Source organism: Micromonospora sp. D93, from assembly GCF_018070365.1.
Lineage (GTDB): Bacteria > Actinomycetota > Actinomycetes > Mycobacteriales > Micromonosporaceae > Micromonospora > Micromonospora ureilytica.
Genome location: NZ_JAGPXW010000026.1, coordinates 95,982 through 111,299, shown reverse-complemented (window position 1 = coordinate 111,299; position 15,318 = coordinate 95,982). Strand labels below are relative to the sequence as shown.

17 protein-coding genes are annotated in these 15,318 nt (G+C 72.0%); 5 read left to right on the top strand and 12 right to left on the bottom strand.

All coding sequences use genetic code 11. The features are described 5' to 3' along the window. Positions 1-603 precede the first annotated feature (603 nt). On the bottom strand, positions 604-1,896 hold the full coding sequence (tyrS, locus tag KBX71_RS25230; RefSeq protein ID WP_210820359.1) for a tyrosine--tRNA ligase: 1,293 nt from the start codon (positions 1,894-1,896) through the stop codon (positions 604-606). 100 nt (positions 1,897-1,996) lie between these two features. Between tyrS and KBX71_RS25225 the strand changes: the two genes are divergently transcribed. Further along, a complete protein-coding gene (locus KBX71_RS25225; protein ID WP_124818804.1) occupies positions 1,997-2,386 on the top strand; it encodes a PaaI family thioesterase in 390 nt (129 codons plus the stop codon). A 22-nt stretch (positions 2,387-2,408) separates the two neighbouring features. On the opposite strand, the gene KBX71_RS25220 is transcribed toward KBX71_RS25225, so the two are convergent. The 5 genes from KBX71_RS25220 to KBX71_RS25200 form a co-directional block, all read right to left on the bottom strand. Then, the gene (locus tag KBX71_RS25220; RefSeq protein ID WP_210820346.1) at positions 2,409-3,740 is read right to left on the bottom strand and encodes a hemolysin family protein; all 1,332 of its coding nucleotides are present in this window, start codon (positions 3,738-3,740) and stop codon (positions 2,409-2,411) included. A 204-nt stretch (positions 3,741-3,944) separates the two neighbouring features. After that, complete coding sequence (locus tag KBX71_RS25215) at positions 3,945-4,586, bottom strand: hypothetical protein (RefSeq protein ID WP_210820345.1); 642 nt, start codon at positions 4,584-4,586, stop codon at positions 3,945-3,947. A 9-nt stretch (positions 4,587-4,595) separates the two neighbouring features. After that, positions 4,596-5,096, bottom strand: a complete 501-nt coding sequence (locus tag KBX71_RS25210) for a GNAT family N-acetyltransferase (RefSeq protein WP_210820344.1) — start codon at positions 5,094-5,096, stop codon at positions 4,596-4,598. A gap of 46 nt (positions 5,097-5,142) precedes the next feature. Continuing rightward, positions 5,143-6,615, bottom strand: a complete 1,473-nt coding sequence (locus KBX71_RS25205) for a serine hydrolase (protein ID WP_210820343.1) — start codon at positions 6,613-6,615, stop codon at positions 5,143-5,145. 49 nt (positions 6,616-6,664) lie between these two features. Beyond that, positions 6,665-7,168 (bottom strand): helix-turn-helix transcriptional regulator, encoded by a 504-nt coding sequence (locus KBX71_RS25200; protein ID WP_210820342.1) that lies wholly within the window; start codon positions 7,166-7,168, stop codon positions 6,665-6,667. A 137-nt stretch (positions 7,169-7,305) separates the two neighbouring features. Here KBX71_RS25200 and KBX71_RS25195 point away from each other — a divergent pair, with 137 nt between their 5' ends. After that, positions 7,306-8,178 carry a universal stress protein gene (locus tag KBX71_RS25195; protein ID WP_210820341.1) on the top strand — a complete coding sequence of 291 codons (873 nt, stop codon included), beginning with the start codon at positions 7,306-7,308 and terminating at the stop codon, positions 8,176-8,178. Here the strand turns inward: KBX71_RS25195 and KBX71_RS25190 are convergent. The 5 genes from KBX71_RS25190 to KBX71_RS25170 form a co-directional block, all read right to left on the bottom strand. Then, the gene (locus KBX71_RS25190; RefSeq protein WP_210820340.1) at positions 8,171-8,806 is read right to left on the bottom strand and encodes an FMN reductase; all 636 of its coding nucleotides are present in this window, start codon (positions 8,804-8,806) and stop codon (positions 8,171-8,173) included. The genes KBX71_RS25195 and KBX71_RS25190 overlap by 8 nt on opposite strands. After that, entirely contained in the window at positions 8,803-9,945 is a 1,143-nt protein-coding gene (locus KBX71_RS25185; RefSeq protein WP_210820339.1) for an LLM class flavin-dependent oxidoreductase, read from the bottom strand. Before KBX71_RS25185 ends, KBX71_RS25190 begins: the two co-directional genes overlap by 4 nt. A 150-nt stretch (positions 9,946-10,095) precedes the next feature. Beyond that, positions 10,096-10,371, bottom strand: a complete 276-nt coding sequence (locus tag KBX71_RS25180; protein ID WP_112584619.1) for a ubiquitin-like small modifier protein 1 — start codon at positions 10,369-10,371, stop codon at positions 10,096-10,098. 2 nt (positions 10,372-10,373) lie between these two features. Then, entirely contained in the window at positions 10,374-11,459 is a 1,086-nt protein-coding gene (locus KBX71_RS25175; RefSeq protein WP_124818787.1) for a sialidase family protein, read from the bottom strand. Between the two features lie 88 nt (positions 11,460-11,547). Then, positions 11,548-12,189 carry a DNA-3-methyladenine glycosylase gene (locus KBX71_RS25170; protein ID WP_210820338.1) on the bottom strand — a complete coding sequence of 214 codons (642 nt, stop codon included), beginning with the start codon at positions 12,187-12,189 and terminating at the stop codon, positions 11,548-11,550. A gap of 183 nt (positions 12,190-12,372) precedes the next feature. Between KBX71_RS25170 and KBX71_RS25165 the strand changes: the two genes are divergently transcribed. From KBX71_RS25165 to KBX71_RS25155, 3 genes are all read left to right on the top strand, one after another. Beyond that, positions 12,373-12,828 carry a hypothetical protein gene (locus KBX71_RS25165; RefSeq protein WP_210820337.1) on the top strand — a complete coding sequence of 152 codons (456 nt, stop codon included), beginning with the start codon at positions 12,373-12,375 and terminating at the stop codon, positions 12,826-12,828. Between the two features lie 103 nt (positions 12,829-12,931). Next, complete coding sequence (locus tag KBX71_RS25160) at positions 12,932-13,372, top strand: DNA-binding protein (RefSeq protein ID WP_210820336.1); 441 nt, start codon at positions 12,932-12,934, stop codon at positions 13,370-13,372. Between the two features lie 77 nt (positions 13,373-13,449). Then, a complete protein-coding gene (locus KBX71_RS25155) occupies positions 13,450-13,803 on the top strand; it encodes an MmcQ/YjbR family DNA-binding protein (protein WP_124818781.1) in 354 nt (117 codons plus the stop codon). A gap of 43 nt (positions 13,804-13,846) precedes the next feature. Here the strand turns inward: KBX71_RS25155 and argH are convergent, their stop codons facing one another. Further along, positions 13,847-15,310, bottom strand: coding sequence for an argininosuccinate lyase (argH, locus tag KBX71_RS25150; protein WP_210820358.1), 1,464 nt, complete (start codon positions 15,308-15,310; stop codon positions 13,847-13,849). Positions 15,311-15,318 lie beyond the last annotated feature (8 nt).

The window sequence follows — 15,318 nt, the reverse complement described above, 5'->3', positions numbered from 1 at the left end:
GCCAAAGGAATCCCAACCAGCCAGCAAAAACTGACCAGTCCGGGGTATAAATCATAATTGGCACTGGCTTTACAAGCACCCTGTTGAGTTCTCAAAGAACAACCACACACCGACCAGAAGCCCCACCACAGTGGAACCCATCTCGGGGCTTTACCGCTCCGCACACCGGCGCTATCAGCGCCAGGCACTTTTACTACGTTACCCGCTCGTTTCCGCCGTGTCAAACCGATATTTCGCGGTTCGCCATGCTTCACCCGATAACGCGGGCACCATGTCGCAACCGGCTCGCGCCGCTCTCGTCATGGATTCGATAGGCCGGCCGTCGCGATTTCCCGCGACCCGCCCGGTGCCCTACCGGTTCGTAACCATACCCGGTCGGTTTCGCCGCGCCAAATCCGCCTCGCGGCGTTTCTGGTGGCACCTCCCGGTCGGGGTTCCCGGTGGGCGTGCCCACCCGGCCCCCAGGCCGTTGGCCGGCGCTCCGGCCGTCTCAGGCTTTCGCCTGTTTCGTCCGTTCCGCGCTGGCAGAGAGAAAGTTACGCGTCCGGCGGGATGATCGTCAAATCCGCCGGACGCGTCCCCCGTCACATCGTCGACGGACGGCTATTCACCCAGCTCAACGCCCGCGAACGAACGCTTCCCGCGCCGCAGCACCAGGTATCGCCCGTGCAGCAGATCGGCCGGCGACACCCCGGCGTCCACAGCGGTCACCCGATTGTTGTTGACGTAGGCGCCGCCCTCGGCGATCACCCGACGGGCCTCCTTGAGGCCACTCACCAGCCCGGAGTCCCGCAGTAGACCTGCCACATCCGGCAATTCGCCGGAGAGGCGTACGAGACCCGCCTCGGTCAGGGCCGCGCGCAGAGTCTCCGGCGCCAACTCGTCCAACGATCCGCGGCCGAAGAGCGCCTGGCTGGCGGCGATCGCCTGCCGGGTCTCGTCGGCGCCGTGCACCAGGGTCGTCAGCTCCTCGGCGAGTGCCCGCTGCGCCAGACGGGCCGCTGGCCGCTCGGCGGTGGCCTTCGCCAGCTCTTCCAACTCGTCGCGGCTGCGGAAGCTGAAGTACCGCAGGTAGCGGTCGACCTCCTGGTCCTCGACGTTGAGCCAGAACTGGTAGAAGGCGTACGGGCTGGTCATCGTGGGATCCAGCCAGACGGCGCCGCCCTCGCTCTTGCCGAACTTCGTACCGTCGGCCTTGGTGACCAACGGCGTGGTGAACGCCTGCACCGGCCCGGCGCCTCGCCGGCGGACGTAGTCGACGCCGGCGGTGATGTTGCCCCACTGGTCGGAGCCGCCGAACTGGAGCTGACAGCCGTGCCGGCGGTGCAGCTCGTAGAAGTCGTTGGCCTGCAACAGCTGGTAGCTGAACTCGGTGAAGCTGATGCCGGTCTCCAGCCGGGCCCGCACCACCTCCCGCGCCAGCATCTTGTTGACCGGGAAGTGTTTGCCCACGTCGCGGAGGAACTCGACGATCGACATCTCGCCGGTCCAGTCCAGGTTGTTGACCAACTGGGCCGCGTTGTCGCCGGTGTACGACACGAAGGGCGCGAGCTGCTCGCGGATCCGCTCGACCCAGCCGGCGATCACGTCGAGTGGGTTGAGTGCGCGTTCGGCGCTCTCCTTCGGGTCACCGATCTGACCGGTGGCCCCGCCGACCAACAGCAGCGGGCGGTGGCCGGCGAGTTGCAGCCGGCGGGCCATGAGGACCTGCATGAGGTTGCCGACGTGCAGGCTCGGAGCGGTGGGGTCGAAGCCCACGTAATAGGTGGCGGCCGCTCCACCGTCGAGCAGCTCGCGCAGCTCGTCGAGGCCGGTCGAGTCCTGTATCAGGCCACGCCAGAGCAGGTCGTCGGTCAGGGAGTCCCGCCCGGGCGGCGGAGGGCTGCTGTCGGTCACGGTCACCAATTCTCCCCCATCGCCGGCACCGAGCCGTACCGGGTTTGGCGCAACCCGCCCCGGCTAGGCTTGCGCCCCGTTGATCGAGGAGGGCTTTGCCATGGAGATTCCGGATCTGACGGGCGGTTTCGTCGCCCTGCTCGGCCTCAAGTTCGAGGAGGCGAGCGCCGACCGGGTGGTCGTCAGTTGGCAGGTCCGCCCCGAGCTGCACCAGCCGTTCGGCATCCAGCACGGCGGGGTGTACTGCGCCGTCGTGGAGTCCGCGGCCAGCGTGGGCGGCGCCCTCTGGTTCGCCGACCGGGGCAGGGTGGTCGGGGTGTCGAACCAGACCGACTTCCTACGCGCCGTCCGGGACGGCGAGCTGACCGCCGTCGGCACCCCTGTGCATCGGGGCCGCAGCCAGCAGCTCTGGCAGGTGGAGATCACCGACGCCGACGAGCGGCTGGTCGCCCGTGGTCAGGTCCGTTTGCAGAACCTCTCCCGCGACTGAGCGACGGCGTGCGCCGGATGGCTCAGCTGCGGGCCTCGTCCAGTACCGGCTCCGCGGCCTGGTCGGCGTCGGTGTCGGTGTCATCGGGTACCCGGCTCAGTCGTACCTCGGTGATCGCCCGGTGGTCGATGCCGGCCACCACCAGCACCCAGCCGTCCAGCCTGACGTCCTCGCCGGCGACGGTGGGGATGTGCCCGAGCCGGGCCAGCACCAGCCCGGCGACGGTCGTGTAGTCACCGGCGGGGCGCGACGGCAGCTCCACGCCGATGTCCGTAAGGTCGTGCACCGGGAAGGTGCCGGGCAGCAGCAGCGCGCCGTCGGGGTCACGGCGCACCGAGCGCACATCCCGGTCGGTCTCGTCGTAGATCTCGCCGACGATCTCCTCCAGGATGTCCTCCAGTGTCACGATGCCGTCGACGGCGCCGCGCTCGTCCACGACCAGCGCGATGTGCTGACGCTCGGCCTTGAACTGGCGCAGCGCGTCCACCACCGGTAGCGAGTCGGGCAGCAGCATCGGCGGTCGGGCGATCTCGTCGACCGGGCGGTCGTCGGGCACACCCACCAGGTCACGCAGGTGGATCACTCCGGCCGTGTCGTCCAGGCCGCCGTGGCGCACCACCGGAGCACGGGAGTGCCCGGTGGCGGCCAGCACGAGCCGCGCGGCCTCCGCGGTGGTCCCGCTGTCGAGCGTGAAGACCTGCAACCGGGGTACGAGGACAGCCCGCAACCGCCGGTCGGCGATCTCCACGGCGCCCGCGATGATGGTGCGCTGTTCCTTGGTGAAGCCGTGGTTGCCGGCGACGATGTCGCGCAGTTCGTCCGGGCCGATCTCCTCCGGCTGGTGTTTGGGGTTGAGCCCGACCAGGCGGACCACCACGTCGCTGGTGGCGCCGAGCGCCCAGACGGCCGGCCGGGTGAGGCTCGCGAGCAGGTCGAGTGGGCGGGCCACCAGCAGCGCCCACCGCTCGGCGGACTGCATGGCGATCCGCTTGGGCGCCAGCTCGCCGAAGACCAGGGTGACGAAGGTCAGCGCCAGGGTGACCATCACGATCGCCGCCGTCTCGGCGGCGCCGCCGAACACCCCGAGCAGGGGCACCAGGGGTTTGGCCAGCGAGACCGCCGCGGCGGCGGAGGCCAGGAAACCGGCGAGGGTGATGCCGATCTGGATGGTGGCCAGGAAGCGGTTCGGGTCCTTGGCGAGCCGGGCCAGCACCCGCCCGGCCCGGCTGGTGCGCTCCAGCCGCTGGATCTGGCTGTCCCGCAGCGACACCAACGCCATCTCGCTGCCCGCGAAGAGCGCGTTGATCACGACCAGGACTCCGACCAGGGCCAGTTGGCTCCCGTAGCTCTGCACGCCCGGTTCGCTCCCTCGTGGTGGTGGCACCGGCCGCTACGCGCGGCACCCGCCGGTCGGCGAGCCCGCCCGGCGTAGGCGTTGTCTGTGCCCCGTCCGGCGCCGGCCGAATCCTGCCTCGGCGACGCTACGCCAATCGGGCGTCAGCGACGCCACGCTGAATCAGGCGTCAGCGACGCCACGCCGAATCGGGCGTGGACCGCGCTACGCCGTCGCGGTGCTCGGTGACGCCGGCAGGTCGAGGACGTACGAGTCGCCCTCCGGTCGGAAGCCGAGCCGGTGGTAGTAGGGGGCGACCATCCGGGGCGGGCTGACCACCCGGTGGAAGCCGCGCTCGGTGAAGAGGTGGCTGCGCCGGTAGACGAACTCGCCCGGGGTGAAGTCACGGAACTTCGGGGTCACGTAGTCCAGATCGATCTGGGCGACACCGGGCGCCTCGGCGTGGGACAGCACCACCCCGACCACCTCGTCGGCCGTGACCACGAGGAACGCCGAGCGCCCCGACGCGACCGGGTCCCAGTGGAAGTCGGGGTTGAACCTGGCGATGTCAGTGGCGTGCACCCGCAGCGTGTGCGCGAGGAACTGGTCCCCGACACCGACCTCCACCACCTGGTAGGTCTTCTCGTCGTGCCGGGTGGCGAGCATCCCGCGCAGGTACCAGATGTTGATCGCCGCGAGCACGACGTTGAGCCCGACCCCGGGCCAGACCTCGATCGCGGCGTTGTAGCCGATCAGCACGAAGCAGCCGACGAGGTTGAGCGCCCGCAACCGCAGAATGCGCGACTGCAGCAGCGACCAGACCAGCACCGCGGAGCCGGCCCAGCCGACGAGATCCAACCAGTTCACGTCGCGAGACTAGTGCCCGCCCAGGTCAGGGCCATCGGCGGGCAGCTCGAGCAGCCACTCCTCGACGTCTTCGCCGCGGCCGTTGGCGTACCCCGAGTCTTCACCGACCACCACGAACCCGCACTTGCGGAGCACCGCGAGGGAGGCGGCGTTGTCCTTGGCGGCGCGGGCGTGGATCGGCCGGGGCAGCTCGCGCAGCAGGGCGGCCAGGGCCGCCGTGGCGTGACCCCGGCCCCAGCGCGCCGGGTCGATCCAGTAGCTGACCTCGGTCTGCCCCTCGACCGGAAAGGCGCTCACGTAGCCGACCACGTCGCCGTCGACCTCGACGGTGCGGACCAGGTTCGCCGGGTTGGTGAGCACCCGGGCCCAGTGCGCGGCGAACTCCCGGTGGTCGGACGGGTCCTTGGGGCCGAACGCGGCCATCCGGTTGGCCTCCGGGTCCTGCTGGTGCAGGAAGAACTCGACGAGATCGTCCTCACGGACCGGGCGGAGCAGCAGATCGGACGTCATCCGGCGAGGGTACGCAACCAGGGTGACACGAGGCGGCGGCGCGAACTCAGGCGGCGACGGCCGCGACGGCCAGCGCGGCGGCCACCAGGGAACTCGCCACCGACAGCACGCGACGCCACGGCACCTTCGCGTCGACCGTCGGCAGTGCACGCCACCGGGCCGCCGCCTGGGCGATTCCCACCGCGGACAGGCCGACCCCGACCGGCCACAGCCAGGCCGGCACCACCGACCAGTCCCCCATCCGGTGCCCCAGGGCGAGGTAGGCCACCCCCCACACCGTCGCGGCCAGCAGCGTCACCCGGTCCAGTTCGCGGCGCCGGGCGGTGCCGAGCAGTGACAGGCCGCCGAGGAAGGTGAAGGCCACCGCGAGGCCGATGCCAATCCAGACCGGGGCAACCGGGGCTGCCGCCTCAGCCTCCTCCTGCGGCACTCCGAGCAGCCGCAGACCGATCGGTTCCACACCCTTGTCGGTGTTGCCGAGCACCACGACCGCTCTGCCGGTGGCCCGTTCGAAGCCGACGTATGACCGGAATCCGCTGGTCGCGCCGTTGTGCCACACCACCTCGCGGTCACCGTGCCGGGTGGTGAACCAGCCGTACCCGATGCGGGTGTCGCCGTCCTCGCGGAAGCGGGCGGTGGCGGCGTCGGCGCCCGACGCGGTGCCCGCGAGGGTCGCGGCGGCCAACCGGGCCAGATCCTCCGCCGTGGACCAGGCGCCGGTGCCGGCCGGGGCGTACCCGGCGCCCGTCCACGGGTCGAGCGGCCGGCCGGCGGCCCGGCTGCCGTGGGCGCGTTCGGCCGGCAGGCCGTCGGCCTGGGCGGCGACCACGGTGGCGGTCATGCCGAGTGGCCGCAGCAGCCGCGCCTGGAGCAGGTCGGGGTATGCGACGCCGGCCTTCGTGGCGAGCGCGTGGCCCAGCACTGACACCCCGAAGTTGGAGTAGTGGACCTCACCGCGCCCGTCACCGGGGGTGGCCCGGTCGGCGGCAGCGCGGACGGTGTCGACGTCCTGCTCGGCGTACGGGTTGCCACCGGAGACGTTGGACCACAGCATGCGTGCCCAGGCCAGCGGGGAGCCGAGGGCCACCCGGGGCAGACCGGCACGGTGGCTGGCCAATTCGGCGAGGGTCACGTCGCGGGCGGGACCGGTGATCGTGGGCCAGGTGGCGCCGAGCGTGTCGTCGGGATGGACGATGCCGGCGGCGGCCTGGTCGGCGAGGAGCATGCCGGTGAACGCCTTGGTGACCGAGCCGATCTCGAAAGGGGTGCCGGGCTCGACGGGCCGACCGGCGGGATCCCGGTCACCCAGGCCGGCGGTGCGGATCCGGCCGTTCTCCACCAGGGCGACGGCGAGCCCCCGGTGCCCCGACGGATCGGACGCGGCCGACCGTGCGGCCGCGGCCAGGTCGCGATCGCCACTGGTCTGCGCGCCCAGTCGGGGCACACGGGGCATCAGCGCCACCCCGACCAGGCCGGCGATCAGCGCGACGACGAGGGCGGTGACGGTCGTTCGGCGCATGGTTGTTCCTCCCAGAGGGTGGTCGGATGCGCGGCCGAGCCGCGTCTGGTCAACGGCCAGCGGCGGTGAGGATGGCCAGCAGCGGCACCACGCGTTCGGCCGGGACCGCGTACCGGCCCCGGCCGGCGCTGCGCAGCCAACCGGCGGCGGTGATCTGGCGCAGGTGGTGATGCAGTTGGCCGGTGGTGCCCAACTCCTCGATCTCGGCCAGCTCGCTGGTGCTCTGCCGACCGGCGAGGACCTCCCGTAGCAGCCGCAGCCGCACCGGGTGGGCCAGCGCGGAGAGGGTGCTGGCCAGCTCGGTCCAGTCGGCGGAGAGCAGGTCGTCGACGGTGCGGCCGTACTGCCAGTCGTAGTGCTGGTCGGCGACGCGGACGGTGCCGGTGTAGAGGACAGCGCCTGTGCCGTCGGCCGGCAGTCGTTGCTTGAGGCCGTCGAGGGCCCAGAAGGTGCCCTCGGACGGGGTCGGTGCTGGCGCTGCCGCCGTCGGACGCTCGATCAACGCGGCGACCTGTGCTTCCAGTACGGCGAGCCGCTCCTCTAGAGAGGTCATCCGTCGATAATACGAACATACGTAGTTACGTGCAAACGCCGAACCAGTGCGCCGCCAGAAACGCCAGGGCCGGCGCGTCCGGCCCCGCCGGTGCGGCCGAGCGGTCGACAATGACCTGACCGACCCAGGGAGCACCGATGAACCGACCTGTCGTGGTGGGCGTGGACGGATCGCCGTCCAGCCTCGTCGCCGCCGAGCACGCGGCGCGGGCCGCGCTGCTCCGGTCCCGACCGCTGCTGCTGGTGCACGGCTACCTGCATGCGTCCGGCTACGGCGTGCCGCTCAACCCGTACGACCTCGGGGTGCCGGTGCCCTCGGAGGAGGCGCAGGAGATGTTGGAGCGCACGGCGGCCGAGCTGACCGGCCGGTGGCCCGGCCTGGCCGTCGAGGTGCGTCAGGTCGCCGGCGGCCCGGGGGCCACCATGATCGAGGAGTCCCGCCGGGCCGAGCTGGTCGTGGTGGGCAGCCGCGGCCTGGGCGGGTTCGCCGGGCTGCTACTCGGCTCGGTCGGCGCGCAGGTGGCCGCGCACGCGCACTGCCCGGTGCTGGTCGTCCGCCCTGACGAGCAGCCGATCCCGGTGGACGGCCCGGTGCTGGTGGGCGTGGACGGGTCCGAGTCGTCCCGACTCGCCGTGGGCCTCGGCGCCGACGAGGCGGCGCTGCGGGACGTGCCGTTGGTGCTGGTGCACGTCGGTCCCGCGGACGGGGACCGGACGGTGCCGGAGGAGATCGAGGAGTCGCAGGCCGCGTACCAGGCCGAGGCGGTGCGGCTGCTGGCCGACGCCTCCGCCGCGGTGCGCGCCGAGCACCCCGACCTGGTGGTGCGGGAGCATCCGGTCCGGGCGGCCGGCGCGGCCCAGGGGCTCATCGAGGCCAGCGGCGCGGCGTCGCTGCTGGTCGTGGGCACCCGGGGCCGGGCCGGGTTCGCCGGTCTGCTGCTCGGGTCGGTCAGTCAGGCGGCGATCCAGCACGCGCACTGCCCGGTGCTGGTCGCCCACCCGATCAGCTGACCGGCGTGCCGTCACCCCGGCCGAGCATCTGCAGGAAGTCGGTGGTGAGGGCGAACGGGTCGGACGGCCCGGTGGCCGGCGGCCGGCGCTCGATCTGGTCGGCCAACTCCCCGGCGGCGCGCCGGATCCGGTTGCGCAACGCGCCATCGGCGGTGCCGTCGGACCAGTCCTCCGGGGCGGCGAAGACCGCTGTCGGGACCACCACCGACCGGAGGTAGGCGAACATCGGGCGGACGGCGTGCTCCAGAGCGAGGGAGTGCCGGGCCGTGCCGCCGGTGGCGCCGATCAGCACCGGCCGGTCGACAAGCGACTCGGCATCCAGCACGTCGAAGAAGGACTTGAACAGCCCGTTGTACGAGGCGCTGAAGATCGGGGTGACGGCGATGATCCCGTCCGCCCCGGTCACCGTGTCGACGACCTCGCGCAGCGCTGCCGGCGCGAACCCGGTGAGCAGGTTGTTCACCACGTCGTGGGCGTGCTCCCGCAGGTCGACGACGTGCAGCTCCACGTCGGAGCCGCGCCGGACCAATTCGTCGCGGGTGGCCGCGGCGAGCTGGTCGGCGAGCAGCCGGGTCGACGAGGGCTGACTCAGCCCCGCCGAGACGACGGCCAGGGTGCGGTGGGTCATCGGGTCGCCCCCTCCGGCGCCTTGCCCGTCACGTCGTCGACGGCGTGCACGGTGCTGTCCTTGGCGCCGCCCGCCGCGGCGACCAGCGAGGCGTGCGTCGGCGCCGCCGGCACGTGCGCCGGACGCAGTGCGTCGAACTCCTTGCGCAGCACCGGTACGACCTCCTCGCCGAGCAGGTCGAGCTGCTCCAGCACGGTCTTCAGCGGCAACCCCGCGTGGTCCATCAGGAACAGCTGCCGCTGGTAGTCACCGACGTACTCCCGGAAGCCCAGCGTGCGGTCGATGACCTGCTGCGGGCTGCCCACGGTCAGCGGGGTCTCCCGGGTGAAGTCCTCCAACGACGGCCCGTGCCCGTAGACCGGGGCGTTGTCGAAGTAGGGCCGGAACTCCCGGACCGCGTCCTGCGAGTTGCGGCGCATGAACACCTGCCCACCGAGGCCGACGATCGCCTGGTCGGCGGAGCCGTGGCCGTAGTGCGCGTACCGCTGACGGTAGAGCGCGACCATCCGCTGGGTGTGCTCCTTGGGCCAGAAGATGTGGTTGGCGAAGAAGCCGTCGCCGTAGTACGCGGCCTGCTCGGCGATCTCCGGGCTGCGGATCGAGCCGTGCCAGACGAACGGGGGCACGCCGTCGAGCGGGCGCGGCGTCGAGGTGAACGACTGCAGGGGCGTGCGGTACTTGCCCTTCCAGTCGACCACGTCCTCGCGCCACAGCCGGTGCAGCAGGTCGTAGTTCTCGATGGCCAGGGGGATGCCGGCGCGGATGTCCTTGCCGAACCACGGGTAGACCGGGCCGGTGTTGCCGCGGCCCATCATGAGGTCCACCCGGCCGTCGGACAGGTGCTGGAGCATCGCGTAGTCCTCGGCGATCTTCACCGGGTCGTTGGTGGTGATCAGCGTGGTGGCGGTGGACAGCAGCAGCCGCTCGGTGCGCGCCGCGATGTGACCGAGCATGGTGGTGGGTGACGACGGCACGAACGGCGGGTTGTGGTGCTCGCCGGTGGCGAAGACGTCCAGGCCGACCTCCTCGGCCTTCAGCGCGATGGCGACCATCGCCTTGATCCGCTCATGCTCGGTCGGCTCCCGACCGGTGGTCGGATCGACCGTGACATCCCCGACCGTGAAGATTCCGAACTGCATGACCAGCTCCTCGCGTGTCAACCGGGTGCCGTCGTGGTACCCGGACGCAGCTCTCAACTTATTTGACGACGCAACTATTCCGTCGGCGGGACGCCTCGCAGTGGCGCCGATCACCCTCGACAACCGGACATCGGGCCAGGAACTCCCCGCTCAGCCGCCCGCCACCGAGGGCAACACCTGCACCTCCGCGCCGTCCTTCACGGGAGTGGCCAGACCGCCGGAGTGCCGGCAGTCTTCCCCGTCGACGAAGACGTTGACGTAGCGGCGCAGCTCACCGCGCTCGTCGCGGATGCGCCGGGCCAGCCGGGGATGCGCGACGGCCATCTCGTCGAGGACCGCCCGTAGCGTCCCGGCCGCGGTGACGTTCAGGCGACTCGCGCCCCCGGCCTCGCCGCGCAGCGGGCCGGGCAGCAACACGGTGACCACGCTCAGACCTCCGCGGCACGAACGCAGAGCACATCGGGCAGGTGCGCCGCGACCGACGACCAGGAGTCACCCTCGTCGCGGCTGGCGAAGACCGAGCCGGAGCGGGTGCCGAAGTAGACGCCACCGGGGCTGGCGTCGTCGGCGCACATCGCGTCACGCAGCACCGCCGGATAGAACGGGCCCTCGGGCAGCCCGACCGACAGCGGCTCCCACTTGCCGCCGGCGTCGGCGGAACGGAACACCCGGCAGCGGTGGTCGGTCGGGAACCGCTCGCCGTCGGCCACCAACGGGAAGGCCCACACCGTGCCGCCGCGCCCCGGGTGGGCCACCATCGGGAAGCCGAAGTCGCTGGGCAGCCCATCAGCGATCGAGGACCAGGTGCGGCCGTCGTCGTCGGAGCGGTAGACGCCGTGGTGGTTCTGCGCGTACAACCGCTCGGGATTGCCGGCGTCCCGGGCGACCTTGTGCACGCACTGGCCGAACTCCGGCCACTCGTCGGGCATGAAGTAGGCGCGGATGCCGGTGTTGCCCGGCGCCCAACTCGCCCCGGCGTCCTCCGAGCGGTAGACCCCACCTGTGGACATGGCGACCAGCAGCCGAGCCGGGTCACGCGGGTGGGGCAGCACGGTGTGCACTGCCTGACCGCCGAAGCCGGCCTCCCACTGCGGGCGGTGCGGGTGGTCCCAGAGGGAACGGACCAGCTCGAAGCTGCGGCCACCGTCGGTGGATTTGAACAACGCCGAGGGCTCGGTGCCGGCCCAGACCACGTCCGGCTGGTCGGGACCGGCCGGCATCAGCTGCCAGACCCGCCCGAGGGAGACGCCGGTGTCGGCCGGGAACGCGACAGGCGCCTCGTCGGGCTCGTCCCAGGAGGCGCCGAGGTCGTCGCTGGTGGCGACACTGGGGCCGAAGTGTGAGCTGGTCATGCCGGCAAGCAGCCGCGGGGTGGAACGACGGGTGTCGACAGCGACCGCGTAGACGCCGGTCATCGGAAAGTGCGGACCGGTGATTTCCCAACTGCGCCGGTCATCGGTGCTGGTGGCGAGAAACAATCCCTTGGCCGTGCCGATCGCGAGCAGTGTTGCCATGACGTCCTCCGAACCGTCGGTGAGCAGGTTCGGTGATTATGGCCACACCCCCCGACAACCTCCGCCGCCCACACGCCGGAGGGGCTGCTCAGCGCCGGATGCGGGGCACGTGTCGGCGGTACGCGCTGACCGTGGGGTCGCCGTCCAGCCAGAACCGCCAGGGCAGGTCGTGCGCTCCGGTCACGCCGACCCGGGGGCCGGCCACCACCGTCTCCGGCGGCACCGGTCGGGCCGGGGGCCGCAGGCGGACCGGGCCGTCGCCGAGCAGGTGCGCGCCGTACGCCTCGCGGTCGATGCCGAGCGCGGAGCAGAGCCGGGCGGGCCCGCGGGCGAGGTCCACGTCCCGCCGGATGGCCGGCCGGCGCTCCCGTGCCGTGGGCAGCCCGTCGACCACCTCACCGGCGCGCAGCAGCACGGCGGACGCCTCCCCCTCGACACCGGTGACCACGTTCATGCACCAGTGCATCCCGTAGGTGAAGTAGACGTAGGCGTACCCTGCCGGGCCGAACATCACGGTGTTGCGTGGAGTGGGGCCTCGATGGGCGTGCGAGGCGGGATCGCCGCCACTTCCCGCGTACGCCTCGACCTCGGTGATCCGGACGGTGACCCCGCCGGCGTGCAGCTCGCAGCCCAGCAGGCCACGCGCCGCCGGCAGCAGTGGACCGGCGAGCAGGTCCGCAAGCGCCGCCAGGTCGGCGGCGGTGCTGCGGTCGCCGGACGACAGGGCCATGTCCCCGACGGTACCCATCCCGCCGCACCGGCACCCGGCCGGGCGCACCGACCTCTCAGCGCCGACCGAACAAGACTCACGTCGCACATCAGACAGCCGGCCGAACAGTGAAACCCCACCGTCGGCTCGGGAGTGTTCCCGATGTCGTCGCAGGGAGCGACGACATCACGGGAGGAAATCACCATGACCGTACGGAGCATCCGGCGACCACTGATCGCCACCGGCCTCGTCGCCGCAGCCGCGACAGTGGCCTTCACCCCGTCGGCCAGCGCGAGCGTCCCGCTGCGGGCCGCGGCGCAGGCCGACAACGCGGCGCTGCCCACGCTCGCCATCGGCGCCACGGGCAAGATCGAGGCGAAGGGCGCGGCGGCGATCGTGCCGGTCACCGTGACCTGCACGAAGGCCCTCGAGTTCGACGTCACGGTCAAGGTCGCGCAGGCGGTCGGCCAGACGATGCGCGCGGGCACGACGGTTCGGAGGGTCACCTGCGCGGAGGGCACCCAGCAGGTGCGGATCGCGGTGATCCCGGTCGAGCGTCCGTTCGCAGCGGGCGTCGCGTTCGGCGTGGTGACCGCGAGCCCCTGTGACCCGTACTGCACACCCATCCACGACGAGCGGCGGGTCGACCTGACGCTCTGAGGAACCTGACGCTCTGAGGAGTCGCCTGGCGGCACGGCTCGCTCGTGCCGCCAGGCTTCAACATCTCGTTGACAATTAGGCGTTCATAGGGTGTGCTCGGGGTATGACGACCGAGGACATCTTCACCGCGCCGGACCCGGGCCGGGCCCGCGCCCATCGGACGTACGAGGCGTTGCAGCGGATCAGCGAGCGGCACGCCGGCACCGACACCCAGCGGGGCCGCTGGGCCCACCCGTACGTGCTGGACCCGTGGGAGGCGGTCGCCCTGGTCACCGCGCTCGCCGCCGGCGGGGCCGAGCGCGAGCCCGCCGAGGAGCCGATCGACGCGGCCGACCTCACCGCCGCGTTGACCCTGCTGCCCCACGTCCGCGCCGAGCTGGACGCCCTGGAGGCCGGCCTGTTGACGCTGGCCCGCGACCGGGGGCTGACCTGGCAGGCGATCGCGTACGGGTTGGGGCTGGGCAGCGCACAGGCGGCCCGGCAGCGCTACGAGCGGGTCGCCGCCCGCTCGGCCGAGCAGACCACCGGATCCGGCACGTCCTGAGCCGACGCCCGGATCGGCACGCCGCCCCTGCGACGGCGGTCGGGCGGGCACACTGTGCGCACGACGAGGAGGCACCCATGGAGCGCGCGGAAATGCTGGCGTACTGCCTGGCCAAGCCGGGAGCGTGGCTGGACCAGCCGTGGGAGGGCGACGAGGTGGTGAAGGTCGGAGGCCGGATCTTCGCGTTCCTCGGCAGCGACAGCGGCAAGCCGACGGTCGGCATCAAGTGCGGGCCGACCCGGGAGGTGGCCGACGAGTGGCTGCACCGACACCCCGACGACGCCAGCGTGATGGCCTACATCGGCCGGTCCGGGTGGAACACGCTGCGCCTGGACGGCGGGATCGACGACGAGGAGCTGACCGAGGCGGTCGACTCGTCGTACGACATGGTGGTGGCCAAGCTCCCCAAGCGGGAGCGCCCGACGGCCTGAACCGCCGCGGCGCCGGCGGCCAGCGCCGACGCCACGGCAGGGCTCAGCGCGGGACGACCTGTTCGGTGGCCCACTCCCGCCAGCCGGCCAGCCGGTCCGCCGCGGCGGCGAGCTGGTCGGCGACCGGGCCGGGGCCGGTGGAGCCGGGGGTGGTCCGGGCCGCGAGAGCCGAACGGACCGAGAGCACGTCGCGCACCGACGGGTCGAGGTGCCCGCTGATCGTGGCCAGGTCCTCGTCGGAGACGTCGTTCAGCTCGCACTCCCGAGCCGCGCAGAGCGCCACCAGCTGACCGGTGATCTCGTGCGCGTCGCGGAACGGCACGTTGCGTCGGACCAGCCAGTCGGCGACCTCGGTGGCGAGGGAGAAGCCGACCGGGGCGGCGGCGACGAGGCGGTCCACCCGGACCGTCATCGTGGAGATCATTCCCGCCAGGGCCGGAAGCAGCAGCTCCAGGGTGTCGACAGCGTCGAAGGCCGGCTCCTTGTCCTCCTGCATGTCCCGGTCGTAGGTCATCGGCAGACCCTTGAGCATGGTGAGCACTGTCATCAGGCCGCCGATCAGACGCCCCGACTTGCCCCGGGCCAGCTCGGCGATGTCCGCGTTCTTCTTCTGCGGCATGATCGACGAGCCGGTGGCGAACGAGTCGTCCAGCTCCACCCAGCCGAACTCGTGCGAGGTCCAGAGCACCACCTCCTCGCCGAGCCGGGACAGGTGCACCCCGATCAGGGCGGTGGTGAAGAGGAACTCGGCCACGAAGTCCCGGTCGGCGACGGCGTCCATCGAGTTGGCGAACGACGTACGGAAGCCCAGCTCCTTGGCCACGGCCACCGGGTCCAGCGGAAGCCCGGAACCGGCCAGGGCGCCCGCGCCGAGCGGGCTGATCGCCGCCCGGTGGTCCCAGTCGCGGAGCCGCTCCAGATCGCGCAGCAGCGGCTGCACGTGGGCGAGCAGCCAGTGTCCGAAGGTGACCGGCTGGGCGTGCTGGAGGTGGGTCATGCCCGGCGCGGCGGTGTCGATGTGCCGCTCGGCCTGCTCGACCAGCGCCTCCGCCAACTCGACCAGGCGACTGGCCACGCCCCGGGCGTGGTCGCGCAGGTAGAGCCGCAGGTCGGTGGCGACCTGGTCGTTGCGGGACCGGCCGGCGCGCAGCTTGCCACCGAGGCTGCCGAGGCGCTCCAGCAGACCGCGCTCCAGCGCGGTGTGCACGTCCTCGTCGTCGATGGTGGGGCGGAACGATCCGGAGGCGCAGGCGGCCTCCAGGTCGTCCAGCGCCGCCAGCATCCGGCCTAGCTCCTCGGGGTCGAGCAGGCCGGCGCCGGCCAGGACCCGGGCGTGCGCCCGGGAACCAGCGATGTCGTACGGGGCCAGGCGCCAGTCGAACTGCACGCTCACCGACAGTCGGGCGAGCGCCTCGGCGGGGCCACCCGCGAACCGGCCACCCCAGAGGCTCGTCCGGTTGGTGGCGGCGCTGTTCTCGGTCAGGCTCTTGTCGTCCACCCCGCCCATTGTGGTCC